This is a genomic window from Hymenobacter rigui, assembly GCF_003944715.1.
GTDB classification, from domain to species: Bacteria; Bacteroidota; Bacteroidia; order Cytophagales; family Hymenobacteraceae; genus Hymenobacter; species Hymenobacter rigui.
Window position 1 is genome coordinate 704,283 of record NZ_RWIT01000001.1, and the last position, 16,901, is coordinate 721,183.

Below are 16,901 nucleotides of genomic sequence, written 5' to 3' on the forward strand. Positions count from 1 at the left end.
GCAACCGGTTTTCTGCCTGGTTGCCGCCGCTTCCCGGGCATCGGGTCAACCGGTAGGATGAGCAAGTTCTCATCGCGCCATGCTTCACCATGCTTTGCCCAGCGGGGTGGGTAGTACCAAAAGCTTTGTTAGCTGTACAACTCCGGCCAATAAAAAAGCCCGCTGTAGCATACAGCGGGCTTTTCTTCGAATGCAGTGGCTTACAGCTCGGCAGTTTCGTCGTCGTCCATGGAGCGGTCCTCGGGAATGGCGGCCAGGGCTTCCTCCGGAGCGCCTTTCACCTTGGCCCGAATCTGGGCTTCGATTTTGTCGGCCAGCTCGGGGTTGTCCTGGAGCACGGTTTTCACGCCTTCGCGGCCCTGACCGAGGCGGTTGCCTTCGTAGGAGAACCAGGAGCCGGATTTGGCAATAATGCCCATATCCACGCCCAGGTCCAGAATCTCACCTACTTTGGAAATGCCTTCGTTGTAGATGATGTCGAACTCAATAACCTTGAAGGGAGGAGCCACTTTGTTTTTCACCACCTTCACCTTGGTGCGGTTACCGGTTACGTTGTCCTTATCTTCCTTGATCTGGCCAATCCGACGGATGTCGAGGCGCACGGAAGCGTAGAACTTGAGGGCGTTACCACCGGTAGTGGTTTCGGGCGAGCCGAACATTACCCCAATCTTCTCCCGCAGCTGGTTGATGAAGATGCAGAGGCAGTTGGTCTTGTTGATGGTACCAGTCAGCTTCCGCAGAGCCTGGCTCATGAGGCGGGCGTGCAAACCCACCTTGGAGTCGCCCATGTCGCCTTCCAGTTCGCCTTTCGGCACCAGGGCGGCTACGGAGTCAATTACAATGATGTCGATGGCACCGGAGGAAATCAGCTGGTCGGCAATTTCCAGGGCCTGCTCCCCGTTGTCGGGCTGGGCAATCAGCAGGTTCTCGGTATCGATACCCAGCTTTTTGGCGTACAGCGGGTCGAAGGCGTGCTCGGCGTCGATGAAGGCCGCAATGCCGCCCTTCTTCTGTGCTTCGGCAATGGCGTGCATGGTCAGCGTGGTCTTACCCGACGATTCCGGGCCGTAGATTTCCACTACGCGACCTTTAGGCAGACCACCTACGCCGAGGGCAATATCCAGACCCAACGAGCCGGTGCTGATGACTTCTACGTCCATCACCTTGTTGTCGCTGAGCTTCATGACGGTGCCTTTGCCGTAACTCTTATCCAGCTTATCCAGGGTGAGCTGGAGCGCCTTCAGTTTTTCAGCTTGCGGGTTTGCGGCAGTTTTTTCTGCTTTTTCGGCCTTTTCAGTGGTTGCAGCCATTATAGAGAGGGGTTGGATTGGAAATGCGTAGGTTTGGTGAATGTAGGCCTTTTGCGGGCCCCGCGCAACCCACCGGAGTAGCCGGAGTGGGTAGGCTCATGGTAACGCCGCCGGACTATATTTTGTGCCCGCAATGCTAAAAAAATTCGTCGGATTTAGCAGATTCTTTCCGTGCTAAAATTTTTGGAAAAACACCGGTTGGCTACTGTCCTGATACTGACGGTAGTAGCGTGGCTGGGAAGTGTGCAGGCCGGTTGGGCGCAGCTGGATAACCGGGCTTTTTATAATCGGCTGCCCCTAGGCCCGGGCTATGAGCGGCAGATTCGGCTGGATGTGCATGGGCTGCTGTTCAATAAGGACAATGAGTATTTCAACAAGATAGACCCCGGCCTGACTTACTTCGGGGCGCAGCTGGCTCCGCGGCTGGTCTATTTTCCGGCGGCCAACCTGCGGCTGGAAGCAGGCATCTTTCTGCAGAAGGATTACGGTACGCTCCGGTTTCGGCAGGTACGGCCGTTGTTTACGCTGAAATACGCCAACGGCCCCCACCGGCTGCTATTCGGCAACATTGAGGGTAACCTGCAGCACGGCTACATTGAGCCGATGTATGACTTTGAGCGGGTACTGACCGACCGGCTGGAGGAAGGTACCCAGTATCAATACCTGACGAACTATACCTTTCTGGATGCCTGGGTGAACTGGCGGCGGCAGCAGTACCGCTTCAGCAATTACCAGGAGCAGGTGGCCGGCGGCTTGAGCGTGGAACGGCGGCTGCTGGGCGACTCTACCGGGTGGCTGCTGAAGCTGCCGTTCCAGTTTACGGCCACCCACCGCGGCGGGCAGCTGGATACCGTGGATCGACCCCTGCAGACGCTGTTCAACGTGGCTACCGGCCTGCGGGTGCGGCGGGCTTTAGCTTCTCGCTTTGTGCAGGCGGCCCATTTTGATGGCTACGTCACCTATTTCCATGACTATTCCTTCACCTACGAGCTGCCCTACAAGCGGGGCACCGGCCTGTACCTGAACGCCGGCCTCGATACCCGCCTGACCAACCTGCAGCTGGCGTATTGGCAGGGCAGCGGCTACATCTCGCCCATCGGCGGGCGGCTGTACCAGTCAGTATCCGTATCAGTGGCCGACCCGAACTACACTGAAAAGAGCCGGCAGCTGCTGATTCTGCGGGCTATTAAAGATTATAAGCTGCCTGGCAATGTGGTGCTTACAACGCGCCTGGAACCGCTGTACGACCTGAATAACGGGCTGTTCGACTTCTCCTTTGCGCTGTACCTGAACTTCAGCCAGAGCTTTCTACTGGGTACGGTGCGCGGGGAGTAATTCAGTCAGGCAACTGGTAAGTCCGTCGGCCGCCGCAACGAGAAATACAGGATATCGGAAGTTGTAAAGGCCCGCAGCGGCCAGGGCCGGGGGCGGGGCGGCAATGGCTGAAAACCGGCGGCTTCGGCCACGGCGCAGCTGCGCGGGTTGCCGGCCCGGCACCGGATGAGTAGCCGACCAACCTGAAGAGCCCCAAATCCAAACGTGACGGCCGCGGCCAGTGCCTCCCGGGCATAGCCCTGACCTTCGGCCGCCTGCGCCAGGTAATAGCCAATTTCGGCGGTGATGGGAGCGGTCCAATTGGGCTTCAGGCTGATGTCGCCGAGGTACTCGTGCGTTTGCTGGTGCCAGATGCCGAACACGTACAAGCGGCCCGCCACCCAGTCGTGGCGAAACTGGCTAATGACCTGTCCGGCCGCGGCCGGATTCGACACGGCGGCTTCTCGGTTTGGAAACGAAGGCCGGAGCCGCTCCCGGTTCTGGTCAATCAGCGCGAAAAAGGTGTCCGAATCGGTGGGTTGGTACGGACGAAGCTCCAGCCGGGCCGTGAGCAGCGGAGTATCCGCAGGGGCAGATAAGGGCGGGGCAGCGTACATGATTTCGGGGAGCTGAGACGACCGATACTACGCAGAAACTGCAGAAAACGGCATTCCAATGACGTGGCATCTTAACAGGACAGTAACTCCAACGCCGGCAAATCGTTGAAAATGCAGCGGCTACGAAGTAAGCTGGACGGTAATGGTCCAACTTTCACGAGCCGGTTTTTGTCATTTTTTACGATCTGTCTTATGTCAACCAGACTTCAGAATAAAGTAGCCATTGTAACCGGCGGCGGCTCCGGTATTGGAGAAGCCATCAGCAAGCGGTTTGCCCGCGAAGGGGCGGCCGTGGTGGTAGTAGGCCTCGAGTCGGACCCCGTGCGGGAGGTGGTAGATGAGATTCAGGCTGAAGGGGGCCGCGCCATCGGCTACCTCGGCGACATCTCCCAGCAGGAAGCCGCCGAAGCCTGCGTGAAGGCTGCCGTAAAGGAGTTTGGCAAGCTGGATATCCTGATAAATAACGCCGGCGTGTTTCCGGCCACTTCGGAGCTGGATAAGTACCCCGTAGAGGCTTTCGAGTACATGATCAAGAATAATATCTACTCGGTGTTTATGATGAGCCGGGCTGCTTTGCCGGAGCTGCAGAAAACCAAGGGCAACATCGTATCAGCCGGCTCGGAAGCCGGGCACATGGGCTCCCCCATGATTACGCCCTACGGCGGCACCAAGGCCTGGGTGATGACGTTCAGCAAGGGCCTGGCCGTGGAGCAGGCCAAGCACGGGGTACGCGTGAACTGCGTAGGCCCCGGCCCCATTGATACCGCCTGGACGCACAAGGAAAGCGGCCCCATGAACCAGAAAATGGAAAAGAATACGGTATCCGGCGTACCCATGGGCCGCCGTGGCACTCCCGAGGAAGTAGCCAATGTGTACCTGTTCCTGGCCTCCGACGAAGCCAGCTACGTAACCGGTGCTACCTATTTCGTGGATGGGGGCGTAACCATCTCCAAAAGCGCCGCCGGCGACGAGGTGCCCACCCACCTTAAGCAGGAACCCGCCGGCCAGCTTCAGCTCAGCCACTCCAAAGAGGGCAACACCAAAGTGCGCAAAGAGGCACTGGCATCCATGAACTAAGCCCATTGATTACGCGGGCTATGCCGCGAATTTTACGGATTGTGTGGCCGATTTATTCTGCTTCAAGCTGTTCGGAAAACGAAAAAGACTTGCCAGCATGGCAAGTCTTTTTCGTTTTAGGTCTTCAACCGTGGGTTAGCCTTTCTGCAAGGCAGTACCTACGCCGGAGCGGCTTTGGGGCGGGCTGCCGAGGGCGCGCTGGTTGCGCATCACGTTTATCTGGCGGGCTGCTTCGTTGAAATACTCCAGGCGGCGAATCAACATTTCCTTGGTCAGGACGCGGCCTTCGGGCGTACGCATCATGGCTTTTTTATCATCCAGGATGCGCTGAAGCAGGGCCTCATTGCCTGCTTCGTTCTGGCGGAACTGGGTGTAAAACTCGCGCAGGCGCTCCAGCGGGGTTTCGGTGGTGAGGCGAAACTGGCCGCCGCCCTGGTTCAGCACTTCACTCAGCACGTACACTTCCAGCGGCAGGGAGGTATTCAGGGCCGTAGTACGCACATCGAGGCCGGCTTCCAGGCCGCTCAGAATGATTTCCAGGTTGCGCTCAAACTGCTGGTAGTAACCGGCTGCTTCCATTTTTTGAGGAATTAAAAATTAGGAATTAAAAATAAAAAATGGGGCAACGTATTACCGGCCAAGTGCCGCAGATGATACATCGTTTAATTCCTCATTTTAAATTTTTAATTATTTCAGAGAAGTTCTTTTACAATCTGCGCCACGGTGATGCCTTCGGCTTCGGCCTTGAAGTTGCGCACCAGCCGGTGCCGCAGAATGGGCAGCGCCACGGCTTTTACGTCTTCGATATCGGGCGAATACTTGCCATGGAGCAGGGCGTGACATTTGGCCCCCACAATGAGGTGCTGCGAGGCCCGGGGGCCGGCGCCCCATTCCAGCAGCTGGGTGGCGCGGGCCGCGGCCCGGTCGGTGTTGGGACGGGTTTTGTGGACCAGACTCACGGCGTATTCCACCACGTTGTCGGCCACGGGCACGCGGCGCACCAGTTGTTGAAACGCCTGAATTTCGGAAGCGTGTAGCACCTTGCTTACCGTGGGCTTCCGGTCGGAGGTGGTGTTTTTTACAATCTGCAGTTCCGCCTCGTAGCTGGGGTAATCCAGCTCGATATTAAACATGAAGCGGTCCAACTGGGCCTCGGGCAGGGGATAGGTGCCCTCCTGCTCAATAGGGTTCTGGGTAGCCAGCACGAAGAACGGTCGCTCCAGTGGGTACCGCTTACCGGCCACTGTTACGGCGTATTCCTGCATGCTTTCCAGCAAGGCCGCCTGGGTTTTGGGCGGAGTCCGGTTGATTTCGTCAGCCAGCACAATGTTGGCGAAAATCGGACCCGGCACGAAGTGAAACTCCCTCTGCTGATTGAGCGTCTCAGAACCCACAATATCGGAGGGCATCAGGTCCGGGGTGAACTGCACCCGGTTGAACGACAGGTCCAGCGAGTCGGCAATGGTTTGGATGAGCAGGGTTTTAGCCAGCCCCGGCACGCCCACCAGCAGACAGTGGCCCTGCGAAAACACGGCCGTCAGCACCAGCTCCACCACGTCTTCCTGCCCGATAATGACCTTCCCGATTTCCTGGCGAAGTTTCTGGTACGACTGGGCCAGCGCGTCGGCGGCTTCTTTATCGGAGGCGAAAGGCATCAGGTAGTGCTTGGTGCTTGGATGATAGTGCTTAGATAATGCAAAGTTACCAGCGCTTGGTGCTTGGGCTGACGAACAACCTAAGCACTAGGCACTGACAACTATGCACTAATTAACGGAATTCAGCAGCTTACAGCCGGAATATTCGGGGTCAACCTCGAGATATACAGTGCCACGGTTCTGGGCAAACCACGCGTCGAGAGCTTTATTTTTCTTCTCGTTGAGGGCGGCAGCGGCGATTTTCTGATAATCGTCCTGAATGTTAGCCTGGTGCGGGGCTGAGTTCGACTTCAGGTACAGAATCCGCACGGCATCCTTGCCATCTTCAGTCCGGTACGGCAGCGGGGGCGTAATACTGCCCACCTTCATGGTATCAATGGTGAAGAAAATGGCGGGGTCCAGCTGGTCAAGCGGGAGGTAGGTGCTGCCGTCGCGGCGGTTTTGCAGCATACCACCGTTGCCGCCCGTAGTCTTGTCATCGGAATTATCCTTAGCGGCTTTGGCGAAGGACACGCTGTCGGCCAGAATCCGGCGGCGCAGCTTCGCCAGCTCCAGGGCTGCGTCGTTGGTATCGGTGGTGCCGGTTTCGGGTTTCAGCAGAATGTGACGGGTGCTGTACGAGTCGCCTTTGCGCTCAATGAGCTGAATCAGGTGAAAGCCGAACTGCGACTCCACGATGGGCGACAGGCCGCCGGGCTCCAGGCGCAGGGCCGCTGCTTCGTACTCGGGCACCAGCTCCCGGCGCTTGAAGAAACCCAGGTAACCGCCTTCCACGGCCGAGCCGGGGTCCTGCGAATACTGCTTGGCCAGCGTAGCGAAATCCTCACCGGCTACAATGCGGGCCCGGATATCGTTGAGCTTCGCCTGGGCGGCCTGCTTGGCTTTTGTGTTGGTCTTGGCCACCTTCACGATTTCCCCAATTTCCACCTCGGTGGAATAATAGGGCAGGCTGTCCTTGGGAATACGGCTGAAATACTGCTTCACCTCCCGGGGCGTCACGGAAACCTTACCGGCAATCTGGTCCTGCATTTTCTGCTGAATCAGCTGCTCCTTCACCTGTACCCGCAGCTCTTCCTTCAGCTGTTTCAGGGGCTTGTTATAGTATTCCTCCAGCTTTTTCTCCGAGCCAATCTGCTGCACGAAGTAGGCCATACGCCGGTCCAGCTCACTCTTTACCTGCGAGTCTTCCACTACCACCGAGTCGGTTTCGGCTTTGGCCAGCAGCAGCTTGTTCAGGGCCAGGCTCTGCAGAATGCGGCACTTGGTATCGGGGGGCAGCATTTTGCCCTCGGCGCGGGCTACTTCCTGCGCATAAATCGTCTCCAGGTCGGAGCGCAGCACAATCTGGTTGTCCACCTTGGCAATGATACCGTCAACTACCTTCAGGCCTACCGGGCGGCCCACCCCTAACTGGGCATAGCTGGCGGTGACCGAAACGGCCAGTAGCATGGCACTCAGCAGTGCTTTACGGGCCGATACTCGCAATACTTGAATCATGGAATGTTCCGTAATGCTTCCGAATGCAACCGGAGTTGTGGAAGCCAGACAGCAGGCAAAACGCCAAAAGCTGCCCGTAAATTTCATCATAAATCCTTTCTCCGGCAAAAACAACGACTTCGCCCCTGGTTGTGCCGCATTACACCGGACAGAGCCTCATTTGCGGCCAGGGGTTGCAGTCCATACCAACCAAGCTACCGGAAAAGAAAAAAGCCAACGCCCGGCCGCCAGCAACGGGCTAACCAGAGCGTTGACTTTTCCTGAATTCTGACAGCGGCGTTATTTGGTTACCAGCTTATCAACTTCCGGCTGGTTGATTTTTACCGGATACTTCTCACGCAGCTGACCAATCCACTGCTTTTCCAGATAATTCTGGTAGTCGCTGGTAGCCTGGCCGCGGGCTTCAGACAGGTTTTTGGGGCCGGCAGGCAGCTGCTTTTCTACCTGTACGGCATAGTAGCGGCCATCCTGCTGCGTGGTGTACGTGCCGGGCGCATTGCTCAGGAACTGATCCACGGCTTTATTGTCGCCTTTCTGGAAGTTACGCTGCTGCACCTGTACCGCTAGCGGATTCTGCGCATTTAAGCTTTCCTCGAGGGCCGTAGGGTTGGTAGTGGTTACCGTGAGCAAAGCATTGCCTTCAGTAGCTGGCTTGCTGGCCGTGGTGGTCTTGATGCGGTCAGCGGGTATCCCTTTTGCCGTGAGGTATTTTACCACGTTGGCGGCGCGGCTGGCGGCTACGGCGGGCTTTTCGCCACGCTTGGTCTGGCCGGTTACCGTAAGGGTCAGGGCGGGGTCGGAGGCGAAGCGGCTGGCCAGGAAATCAAGCGGAGCCCAGTTGGCCTTCAGCAGCTCGGCGGTACCGGCCCGGAAGGTGGCCGCCGCAGGCAACCCCTGCCGCACCACAAACCGGCCGTTTTTCAGCTGTTGCTGAGCCTTGGCCAGCAGCTCCGGCGAGGCGGCGCTGATAACGGTGGCCTGCACGCGGGGCTCCCACTGGTATTTCGCCTGGTTCTCGGTAAAGTATTTCTGCAGGCCCACGGTGTCCTCAATGGCTTTGCTCCACACTTTCTCGTCCATCAGCTGGAACAGAAGGATCCCGTCCCGGTATTCCTTCACCAGCATGCGGTAATCCTCATACTTGTTCTCCAGGTTGGCCTTCTCGAAGTCGGTGAGGCTTTGCTCTACGTACTGGTCGTAGAGCTGCTGAGCCACGAAGCGGGCCTCGGAGCCGGGGCGGGGCCGCTGGTTCTGCTGGGCGTACGTCAGGAAGTCCTTCACCAGATACGGCTTGCCGCCGATGGTGAACAGCGTTGAGTTATCCGTGGGCAGCTGCTTGGCCTTCACGGGTACGGTCGGGGCCATGTAGGCATACCGGCCATTTACCAGGGCCGTATCCACGCGGCTGAACATGTAGTCCTTGGCGGCCTGGTTTTCGGTGAAGTTGTTCTCAGTGCGCACCCGTTTCAGGAATGCGGCCTTGTTCAGCTCCGAGCGGGAATCCTTGGCTACTTTGCTTTTGAGCGTGGGCTCCATGGCCGCAAACGTGGGCACGGGCTGCTTTTCAAGCAGCCGGATGATGTGCCAGCCGTAGGGCGTCTGGATGGGCTGCGAAATATCACCGGGCTTACGGAGCTTGAAGGCGGCCTCCTCGAAGCTCGGAATCATGCGGCCCGTGCCGAAGGGGGGCAACTCGCCGCCGTTAGCGGCCGAGCCGGCATCTTCCGAAAACTGCGCTACGGTCTTCTCCCAGTTGGCACCCTGCTTGGTGAGGCGGTTATACAGCTCATCTACCTTCTTCTTGGTGGTCACGGAGTCGGCGGCGGGCATACCGGGCGTGGTCCGAACCATGAGGTGGGCCACTTTGATTTCGCCCTGGGCCGGCCGCACATCGTTCACCTTGATGATATGGTAGCCGAAGCGCGTGCGCACCGGCTGCGACACCTGTCCCACCGGCGTGCTGTACGCCACCGACTCGAAGGGGTACACCATCTGCATAGCCGTGAAGTAGCCCAACTTGCCCCCATTTTCGGCCGCCGAGGGGTCCTCAGAGGTTTCGCGGGCCACTTTGGCGAAGTCCTCGCCACCGGTTACACGTTGGCGTAGGGCTGTAATCTTCTGGTAGGCCGCCAGCGTGTCTTTGGGGCTGGCGTCGGGCGTAATCCGAATCAGGATGTGGGAGGCGCTTACCTCTTTGCTCATCCGGTCGTAGGCTTCGCGCACCAGCTTATCCGTCACGCTTTTCTCGGTGAGATAAGGCTGGGCTAACTGCTGGCGGTAGCCGTCCAGCTCACGCTTGAACGCCTGGGTGGTGTCGAGGCCGCGTTGTTCCGCCTCCAGCACCTTCAGCTTGAAGTTGGTATAAAGGTCGAGGTATTCCTGTACGCTGGCCTTGGTGCCGTATTCCGGAGCCGTGCTGTTGTTTTTGCGGTACACGTACGCAAACTCCGAAGCCGGAACTTCGGTGGTACCCAGGGTTTCGACGGCGGGCACCATTGCCTTGGTAGTAGGTTTGGTAGTTTGGCACCCGGCCAGGAAAGCAGCCGCGGCGGTGCCGACAAGCAAAATGCGTTTGTGCATACAGTGAGGTAGGAATCAGACGAAGCAGGGAAACCGGCCGGGAAAAACTCCGGGTTCGGAAGGCTGCCTGTCGCAATTTTACGGATTTTTTTCCGGGTGCCGGAGGCGAAGTATGTGGGCTGGATGATCATGAAAAAAGCACTCCTTAAGCGGAGTGCTTTTCCTGTAGCCCAAGCCTGTAACGCTGCTTCAGGCCAGATTCTTATACAAACGGCATAGGTTGTGGGTTCCGTGCGTAGTAAATTCTACCCGGTCCATTATGCGGTTAACCAGCATCATGCCCACGCCGCCTTTCTTACCAATGCGAACATATTCCTGCAGATCGGGCTCCTGGTAGCTGGAAGGGGAATAGGAGGTAAGATTCTTGTCTTCCAGCTCAATGCTGAATTCCTTGTTCAGCAACTGTACACGTACATCCAGAAACTGCGACTCGTCTTCCCCGTTGCCGTGAATAATCAGGTTGGCCACTACTTCATCAACGGCCAGCACAATCTGATTAATTGTAAGCTCAGACAGGTTTTGATTTGTCAAAAAGTCGCTCACGAAGTCGCGCACCACCTTCAGGTTGCGGCGTGTGCAGCTAATTCGGATTGCGTGTTTCATTACTCGGGTTTCCGTGCGGCGCTATCAGATGGCTTCGGCTTCGGCTTCCGACGGTACAATCGTCATCAGCGAATCCAGACCCAGAATCTCAAACACATTGTGCACTTTTTCCTGCATGTTGAAGAACACCAACTTTACGCCGGCATCCTGAAAGCTTTGCAGGTGCGAAATGAACACACCCAGACCGGCCGAGGAAATGTAGTTGAGCTGACGGCAGTCAATCAACACCTTCTGGTTGCGCAGGATTTCCGGCTTGCTGAGTTCCGTATCGAGCAACACAGATGAGCTGGCGTCCAGCTCCCCGTCGAGGCTAAGCGTAAGAGTACTTTCGGTAGCGTGTTGTGTTATTTTCATAGCTCCGTGCTACGTTAAAGGCCGGCTTCGGGTTGGGAGGCTTTGAATTTAATTACCAGCAGCGTCTGATCGTCGTGCATGGGCTGGCCTTTGCTGAATTCCGTGAGGTCGGTCAGGATCTGTTCTTTAATCTGTTCGGCGTCAAGGTAGTAGGTGCGCTCCAGCATCTGCTGCAGCCTCTCCTCGCCATATTCCTCCTGAGCACCGTTGCGGGCTTCCACAATGCCGTCGGTGTATATCACCATCACGTCACTGGGGTTGTAATCGTAAAACTGGTTTTTGATGTGTTTTTCGTAGGTGTCATTCCGGATGATACCGAGCCCTAATCCAGCCGTACGGAAGTAGGAAACTTCCTCCTTGATGGAGTGATAATAGAGCGTGTGGCAATGTCCGGCTCGCGCAAATACAAAGCCGCCGTGCTCGTAATCAATGATATAGAGTGAGGCGGTAATAAAGGCGGCTTTCTCGAGGCAGCGGGCCAGGGCGTTGTTGGCCTGCGCCATGAATTTGCTGGGCACCGGAAACTTCTCCCGCTCGTTGCGGGCCAGCGGATTTTCCTGCATTAGGGCATGGAAAATGCCTTTCATCTGGGCCACGTGGAAGGCTGCCGTTACGCCTTTGCCCGAGACGTCGCCGATAAGCACGGCCAGGCGGCGACCCGGCAGATGCAGAAAGTCGTAAAAATCACCTCCTACCTCCGTAGCGGCCAGGGCGTGGGAGCTGATTTCAAACCAGTTGTCAATCGGCAGGTTTTTCGGAATGAGGCTGTCCTGTACCGCTGAGGCAATTTTGAGCTCATCCTGCACCCGCTGCGTGTGCATGGAGGCCTGTACCAGCTGCAGGTTTTCAATGCTGAGTACCGTCTGGCTGGCGAAGGTTTGCAGAATGCTCAGATTTTCGCGGTCAAAGCCCTGCGGGTGCTCCTTCAGCATGTATATGCTGCCGTACTGGTTTTTGCTGGAGTGCAGCGGCATTACAATCAGCGAGCCGAAGGGCAGATTCAGTCCCCGAAAGCCAGCGCTGTTGAACAGGTCATTGTTCAGGTACTCGATGTGCGAGAGGTTGTAATCGGCCAGCAGGTTGCGGATGGCCTGGGCCCGCTCCGGCTGCATATGATGATACAGATGCGGCTCCCCGTCAACGGCAATATCCAGCCAGGCGGCATCCGCTTCAACAGTCTGAATGGCCGAGTCGAAGAACATGCGATACACCTCCTCCGTGGTCTGGCCACGCTGAATAAGCTGTGTCAGGCGCTGCAGGCTGAGAATTTCCTCACGCTTCTGCTCAAATACGCCCGCAGTAGGAAGGTTGAACAGCGTAATCAGCAACCCCATCAGGGCATAGAAGCCGGCGAAGAAGGCGTTCAGAACCAGAAAGGTATGCTGGGTGGGGGGGGCAATCAGCTGTGGGTCGTGCTGGGTCTGCAGGAAGTAGGCGGTGAAGGCAGCCATAGCCAGAATGATGGCAATCTGGAGTAGGACGGCTTCTATTTTCTGCCGCCGGCTCAGGTATGCCACCCATTTCTGATGGCTGCTGAGGTAAGCCCCAAATGCCGCCAAAGCCCCAAAAATAGCCGTGTTGAAGCCCCACGTGGGCGTACGGGCAAACAGGTGAATCAGTAGGGTGATGCCCAGGAGCACCTCAAACCATACCCATTGCTGCCGAAGCCTGGCCGACGCGCGAAACAGGACCAAAGAGCGCCAGGCATAGTTGGTGCGGGCCAACAGCACTACGAACAGGCCAACATTGGCAGTGTATACCACCGAAAACAGCACCGAGCGGGTTTCAGGCAGGGTGGTAGCAATTAATTGCTGGAGCAGATGCAGGCCCATACACACCGTGGCCAGCAAGCCCGGCCCAAGTACCAGCCGGCGGAGCAGCCCCACAAAATCGAGGCCCCGCAGCCGTTCGGGCATGCTGCGCTCATGAATGAACACCGCCGCCGTAAATACTGCCTGCATTACCAGCATGGGCCAGTTGGGCTGCGGACTGGTGCCCGGTAGTAGCTGCGGATGCGCGTACAAAAGTGTACAGGCCAGAAGCCCGAACCACGTCAGAAGGGAAACTGGGAACAGGAAGGGGTGGAGCTTCCGAAGAAATGACATGCAGTAATCCTACTGAAAAAAAAGGCAGGGCGGGGGGCTGAACAGAGTAGCAAGATACAGGGTACAGCGGAAAAGTGTTGCAACCGGCCTAAGCAGATAGCTTTGCCCCCTACGGTAACAAGCCAAAAAAAGCCGACGACCCGAGGGACCGTCGGCAAGTTTATGGGAGAAATGCCCGGTACTGCAGGTAAAACCCTGACGGACCGTTAGCGGCTGCTGTAGTTGGGCGCTTCACGGGTAATCTGCACATCGTGCGGATGCGACTCGCGCAGGCCGGCCCCGGTAATGCGCACGAAGCGGGCGGTTTGCAGGGCCTCGATGGTGGCGGCTCCGCAGTAGCCCATGCCGGCGCGCAACCCACCGGAAAGCTGGTACAACACCTCCGCTGCCAGGCCTTTGTAGGGTACACGGCCCACAATGCCTTCGGGCACCAGTTTCTTTACATCATCTTCGGCATCCTGGAAATACCGGTCTTTCGAGCCCTCTTCCATGGCCTCCACCGAGCCCATGCCCCGGTAGCTCTTGTATTTGCGGCCCTCGAACAGCGTCACCTCGCCGGGGGCTTCCTCAGTACCCGCCAGCAGGGAGCCAATCATAATGGTACTGGCGCCGGCGGCCAGGGCCTTCACTACGTCGCCGGAGTATTTGATGCCACCATCGGCAATAAGGGGTACGCCGGTGCCTTCTAGGCCGCGCGCCGCTTCCAGTACGGCCGAGAGCTGCGGTACGCCAATGCCAGCAATGATGCGGGTAGTGCAGATAGAACCGGGGCCCACGCCAACTTTCACGGCATCGGCACCGGCATCGGCCAGGGCGCGGGCACCTTCGGCGGTAGCCACGTTGCCGGCAATTACTTCCAGCTTGGGAAACTGGTGCTTGAGGTTGCGCACAGCATCCAGCACGCCTTTGCTGTGGCCGTGGGCCGTATCGACACTTACCACGTCCACGCCGGCTTCCACCAGTGCCGCTACGCGGTCCGTGAGGTCGGCAGTTACACCCACGGCAGCGCCTACGCGCAGGCGGCCCAGCTCATCTTTGCAGGCGTTGGGGGTGCGGCGGCGCTTCCGGATGTCTTTATAGGTAATGAGGCCCACCAGCCGTCCTTCCGTGTCGATAACCGGCAGCTTCTCCACTTTCGAGTCCTGCAGAATATCCTCGGCGGCGGCCAGCTCGGTGCCGGCTTTGGCCGTTACCAGGGGAGCGGCCGTCATCACCTCCGTTACCGAGCGGGTCATGTCCTTCTCAAAGCGCAGGTCCCGGTTGGTGAGGATGCCCTTGAGGCGGCGCTGACTGTCAATAATAGGAATGCCGCCGATGTTGTTGTTGCGCATCAGCTTCTTGGCATCGGCCAGGGTGGCGGTTTCCTCCAGTGTGAAGGGGTCCAGAATCATTCCGCTTTCCGAGCGTTTCACGCGGCGCACCAGCTCAGCCTGCGCCTTGATGCTCATGTTCTTGTGAATGATGCCGATACCGCCTTCCTGAGCCAGGGCAATGGCCATTTCGGCTTCGGTTACGGTATCCATAGCCGCCGAAACAAAGGGGAGCTGAAGCCGGATGTTGCGGGTAAGCTGGGTGCTGGGGTCGGCGTCACGGGGCAGTACTTCCGAATAACCGGGCAGCAGCAGGACGTCGTCGTAGGTAAGCGCCTCGAAGGCAATTTTGGCAGCGAAATCAGCCATGGCAACAAGAAGGTTAGGTTCTACTTATTGCCGGGCAAATCTACGGCGAAATATTGGCTTTCCGCTTTTTAGTCAGGCTATTTTAGGCATACCAGTAGTTTCATCTGGTAAAGCAGACCCGTGTGCCGGGCGTTTTTGACACAGAAAAAACGTCCCGGGAATTTCACGGGACGTTTCAGTCTGAGGGGAGCGGATAAAACAGAGCAGGACAAATTTCTGCCTCCTTCATGAGCGGAGCATGAACAGAGGCGTTGATACCGGGAAAGTAGGTTGACACCGGGCAGGAGGTGAGCCGGTGAAAACCCCAGGGCAGCTTTTGCGGTTACATCTGCCAGCCGCATTCAACCGGCTACTTATCCTTTCAACATTCCCCTCGAATAGTCATGACAACCACTAAAACCTGGTTTATTACCGGTGTAAGCACCGGTTTCGGCAAAGAGCTGGCCGAATACTGCCTGAGCCAAGGCGACTCCGTAGCCGCCACCTTCCGCAAACAGGAACAGGCTGATGAATTCACGAAAAAAGATGGTAACCGGGCTCGGGGCTTCGTGTGCGACGTGGTAAACGAGCAGCAGGTGCAGCAGGCCGTACAGGATGCTATCCAGTTCTTCGGACAGCTGGATGTGGTGGTAAATAACGCCGGCTATGGCTCCTTGGGCAGCATTGAGGAAATTGACGACGCCGAAGTGCAGCGCCAGTTCGACGTGAACGTATTCGGGCCGCTGCGGGTGCTGCGGGCGGTGTTGCCGCATCTGCGGGAACGGAGAAGCGGCCATGTGCTCAACATCACCAGCATTGGCGGGCTGAAAACCTTCCCCGGTGTGGGCGTGTACAACGCCAGCAAGTTTGCCCTGGAAGCCATTGGCGAAAGTCTAGCCCAGCAGGTAGCACCACTTGGCATCAAGGTGACCAACATTGAGCCCAGCGGCTTTCGCACCGAGTGGGCCGGCAGCTCGGCTACGTATGTGGATACCAACATTGAGGACTACCGCAGCACTGTGGGCGAGAACCTGAAAGGCATCCAGAGCTACAGCGGCAAGCAACCCGGCGACCCGCAGCGCGCCGCCAAAATCATGTTCGACGTGGTACGCCAGGAAAACCCGCCGCTGCACCTGCCGTTGGGCAAAGCCGCCGTGAAAGGTGCCCGCGAGAAGTTCACGAAGCTGGTGGATGAACTGGCCCAGGTGGCCGACCTCGGTGACTCCGCCGACTACCCCGCCGGCGAATAGCGCCCGATTTCTGTAGCCCACAAAAAAGCCGACTGCCCGTTGCTGGCAGCCGGCTTTTTTGTTGATAGACGGGCCTAGAACTTAGCTCCCACGCTTAGCTGAAACTCCCGGATGTTGTACTCCGCATCGTACGTATAAGGGCCATTCAGGTCGCCCTCGAAGTGGGAAGCGCCCGGAATAAGCACGTTGTAGGGAGTAGTGGAAACGGTAGCCCCCAGCAGGAGCCGGTCGGTGGTGAAATACAGGCCGGGCTGAATGAAAGTGTAGCTATAGCCGTCCTTGCTCAGATTCACCATTTGCCCCACCGATACGCCCGGCATCAGCTGGCCCGACTGGCCCAGGCGTACGGCATAATGCAGGCCGAAATCGGTGCGGGCCCGACTCATCAGGCGGCTGATGTGCTGGTTGCCATAGGCCGTAATAATGCCGTTGCTGCCGGTTTGGGTGTAGCCCGTGCGGTAGTTCAGGTGCTGCATATCCAGCCCCACCGTGCCTGAAAGCATGAGGTGTTCCGACAATGCGCGGAAGCCTTTCACCTGCATAAAGCCCGAAAACGTGTTGCGCACAGAAACCCGCCGGTCTTCTTCCGGAGACGACCGGCCCGAGGTAGGAAAATAGCTACCCCCTGACGAATTGGTGCGAAAGTCGCTGATTTTAGGACCGGCTTCAAAGTAAAAGCGCCATTTAGGAGCTGTATCCTGGGCCGCGGCTGAGTGAGCGACAATTGAAGCGCCCAACAGAGCAATAGCAGTAAAAAAGTGTTTCATAGCACGCTGATGAAGGAAAAGTGATGTACAATTCCTCCTAACCAATGATAGTGCCACCCTTCACTATTCAACCACAAAGGGTTCCTTTCTGGGCAATAAATACCAGAATTCCAG

14 protein-coding genes are annotated in these 16,901 nt (G+C 57.5%); 3 read left to right on the forward strand and 11 right to left on the reverse strand.

Annotated elements, in window-relative coordinates; all coding sequences use genetic code 11:
• Positions 1-200: 200 nt before the first annotated feature.
• Complete coding sequence (gene recA, locus EI291_RS02935) at positions 201-1,310, reverse strand: recombinase RecA (RefSeq protein WP_125417781.1); 1,110 nt, start codon at positions 1,308-1,310, stop codon at positions 201-203.
• Between the two features lie 183 nt (positions 1,311-1,493).
• On the opposite strand from recA, the gene EI291_RS02940 reads away from it, so the two are divergent.
• Positions 1,494-2,645 carry a hypothetical protein gene (locus EI291_RS02940; protein ID WP_125417784.1) on the forward strand — a complete coding sequence of 384 codons (1,152 nt, stop codon included), beginning with the start codon at positions 1,494-1,496 and terminating at the stop codon, positions 2,643-2,645.
• A gap of 5 nt (positions 2,646-2,650) precedes the next feature.
• On the opposite strand, the gene EI291_RS02945 is transcribed toward EI291_RS02940, so the two are convergent.
• Positions 2,651-3,241, reverse strand: a complete 591-nt coding sequence (locus tag EI291_RS02945) for a GNAT family N-acetyltransferase (RefSeq protein ID WP_125417787.1) — start codon at positions 3,239-3,241, stop codon at positions 2,651-2,653.
• 192 nt (positions 3,242-3,433) lie between these two features.
• On the opposite strand from EI291_RS02945, the gene EI291_RS02950 reads away from it, so the two are divergent.
• The gene (locus EI291_RS02950) at positions 3,434-4,318 is read left to right on the forward strand and encodes an SDR family NAD(P)-dependent oxidoreductase (RefSeq protein WP_125417789.1); all 885 of its coding nucleotides are present in this window, start codon (positions 3,434-3,436) and stop codon (positions 4,316-4,318) included.
• A gap of 135 nt (positions 4,319-4,453) precedes the next feature.
• Here EI291_RS02950 and EI291_RS02955 read toward each other — a convergent pair whose 3' ends face one another.
• From EI291_RS02955 to guaB, 8 genes are all read right to left on the reverse strand, one after another.
• The gene (locus EI291_RS02955) at positions 4,454-4,897 is read right to left on the reverse strand and encodes a hypothetical protein (RefSeq protein ID WP_125417792.1); all 444 of its coding nucleotides are present in this window, start codon (positions 4,895-4,897) and stop codon (positions 4,454-4,456) included.
• A 113-nt stretch (positions 4,898-5,010) separates the two neighbouring features.
• Positions 5,011-5,973: an AAA family ATPase gene (locus EI291_RS02960; protein ID WP_125417795.1), complete on the reverse strand. Its 963-nt coding sequence runs from the start codon at positions 5,971-5,973 to the stop codon at positions 5,011-5,013.
• Positions 5,974-6,081: 108 nt separating this feature from the next.
• Positions 6,082-7,470, reverse strand: coding sequence for a peptidylprolyl isomerase (locus EI291_RS02965; protein ID WP_125417797.1), 1,389 nt, complete (start codon positions 7,468-7,470; stop codon positions 6,082-6,084).
• 279 nt (positions 7,471-7,749) lie between these two features.
• Positions 7,750-10,050: a peptidylprolyl isomerase gene (locus EI291_RS02970; RefSeq protein ID WP_125417800.1), complete on the reverse strand. Its 2,301-nt coding sequence runs from the start codon at positions 10,048-10,050 to the stop codon at positions 7,750-7,752.
• 189 nt (positions 10,051-10,239) lie between these two features.
• Entirely contained in the window at positions 10,240-10,653 is a 414-nt protein-coding gene (locus tag EI291_RS02975; RefSeq protein WP_125417802.1) for an ATP-binding protein, read from the reverse strand.
• 24 nt (positions 10,654-10,677) lie between these two features.
• The gene (locus EI291_RS02980) at positions 10,678-11,007 is read right to left on the reverse strand and encodes an STAS domain-containing protein (protein ID WP_125417805.1); all 330 of its coding nucleotides are present in this window, start codon (positions 11,005-11,007) and stop codon (positions 10,678-10,680) included.
• A gap of 14 nt (positions 11,008-11,021) precedes the next feature.
• Positions 11,022-13,112 (reverse strand): PP2C family protein-serine/threonine phosphatase, encoded by a 2,091-nt coding sequence (locus EI291_RS02985; RefSeq protein WP_125417808.1) that lies wholly within the window; start codon positions 13,110-13,112, stop codon positions 11,022-11,024.
• A gap of 206 nt (positions 13,113-13,318) precedes the next feature.
• The gene (guaB, locus tag EI291_RS02990; RefSeq protein ID WP_125417810.1) at positions 13,319-14,791 is read right to left on the reverse strand and encodes an IMP dehydrogenase; all 1,473 of its coding nucleotides are present in this window, start codon (positions 14,789-14,791) and stop codon (positions 13,319-13,321) included.
• A gap of 383 nt (positions 14,792-15,174) precedes the next feature.
• Between guaB and EI291_RS02995 the strand changes: the two genes are divergently transcribed.
• Entirely contained in the window at positions 15,175-16,020 is an 846-nt protein-coding gene (locus EI291_RS02995) for an oxidoreductase (protein ID WP_125417813.1), read from the forward strand.
• A gap of 74 nt (positions 16,021-16,094) precedes the next feature.
• On the opposite strand, the gene EI291_RS03000 is transcribed toward EI291_RS02995, so the two are convergent.
• Positions 16,095-16,787 carry a hypothetical protein gene (locus EI291_RS03000; protein ID WP_125417815.1) on the reverse strand — a complete coding sequence of 231 codons (693 nt, stop codon included), beginning with the start codon at positions 16,785-16,787 and terminating at the stop codon, positions 16,095-16,097.
• Positions 16,788-16,901 lie beyond the last annotated feature (114 nt).

Bases quoted from the DNA above. Each gene is read 5' to 3' on its own strand.
- EI291_RS03000 (WP_125417815.1), bottom strand. From the start codon at position 16,787: ATGAAACACTTTTTTACTGCTATTGCTCTGTTGGGCGCTTCAATTGTC.
- EI291_RS02960 (WP_125417795.1), bottom strand. From the start codon at position 5,973: ATGCCTTTCGCCTCCGATAAAGAAGCCGCCGACGCGCTGGCCCAGTCG.
- EI291_RS02950 (WP_125417789.1), top strand. From the start codon at position 3,434: ATGTCAACCAGACTTCAGAATAAAGTAGCCATTGTAACCGGCGGCGGC.
- EI291_RS02965 (WP_125417797.1), bottom strand. From the start codon at position 7,470: ATGATTCAAGTATTGCGAGTATCGGCCCGTAAAGCACTGCTGAGTGCC.
- guaB (WP_125417810.1), bottom strand. From the start codon at position 14,791: ATGGCTGATTTCGCTGCCAAAATTGCCTTCGAGGCGCTTACCTACGAC.
- EI291_RS02995 (WP_125417813.1), top strand. From the start codon at position 15,175: ATGACAACCACTAAAACCTGGTTTATTACCGGTGTAAGCACCGGTTTC.
- EI291_RS02975 (WP_125417802.1), bottom strand. From the start codon at position 10,653: ATGAAACACGCAATCCGAATTAGCTGCACACGCCGCAACCTGAAGGTG.
- EI291_RS02945 (WP_125417787.1), bottom strand. From the start codon at position 3,241: ATGTACGCTGCCCCGCCCTTATCTGCCCCTGCGGATACTCCGCTGCTC.
- EI291_RS02970 (WP_125417800.1), bottom strand. From the start codon at position 10,050: ATGCACAAACGCATTTTGCTTGTCGGCACCGCCGCGGCTGCTTTCCTG.
- EI291_RS02980 (WP_125417805.1), bottom strand. From the start codon at position 11,007: ATGAAAATAACACAACACGCTACCGAAAGTACTCTTACGCTTAGCCTC.
- recA (WP_125417781.1), bottom strand. From the start codon at position 1,310: ATGGCTGCAACCACTGAAAAGGCCGAAAAAGCAGAAAAAACTGCCGCA.
- EI291_RS02955 (WP_125417792.1), bottom strand. From the start codon at position 4,897: ATGGAAGCAGCCGGTTACTACCAGCAGTTTGAGCGCAACCTGGAAATC.
- EI291_RS02985 (WP_125417808.1), bottom strand. From the start codon at position 13,112: ATGTCATTTCTTCGGAAGCTCCACCCCTTCCTGTTCCCAGTTTCCCTT.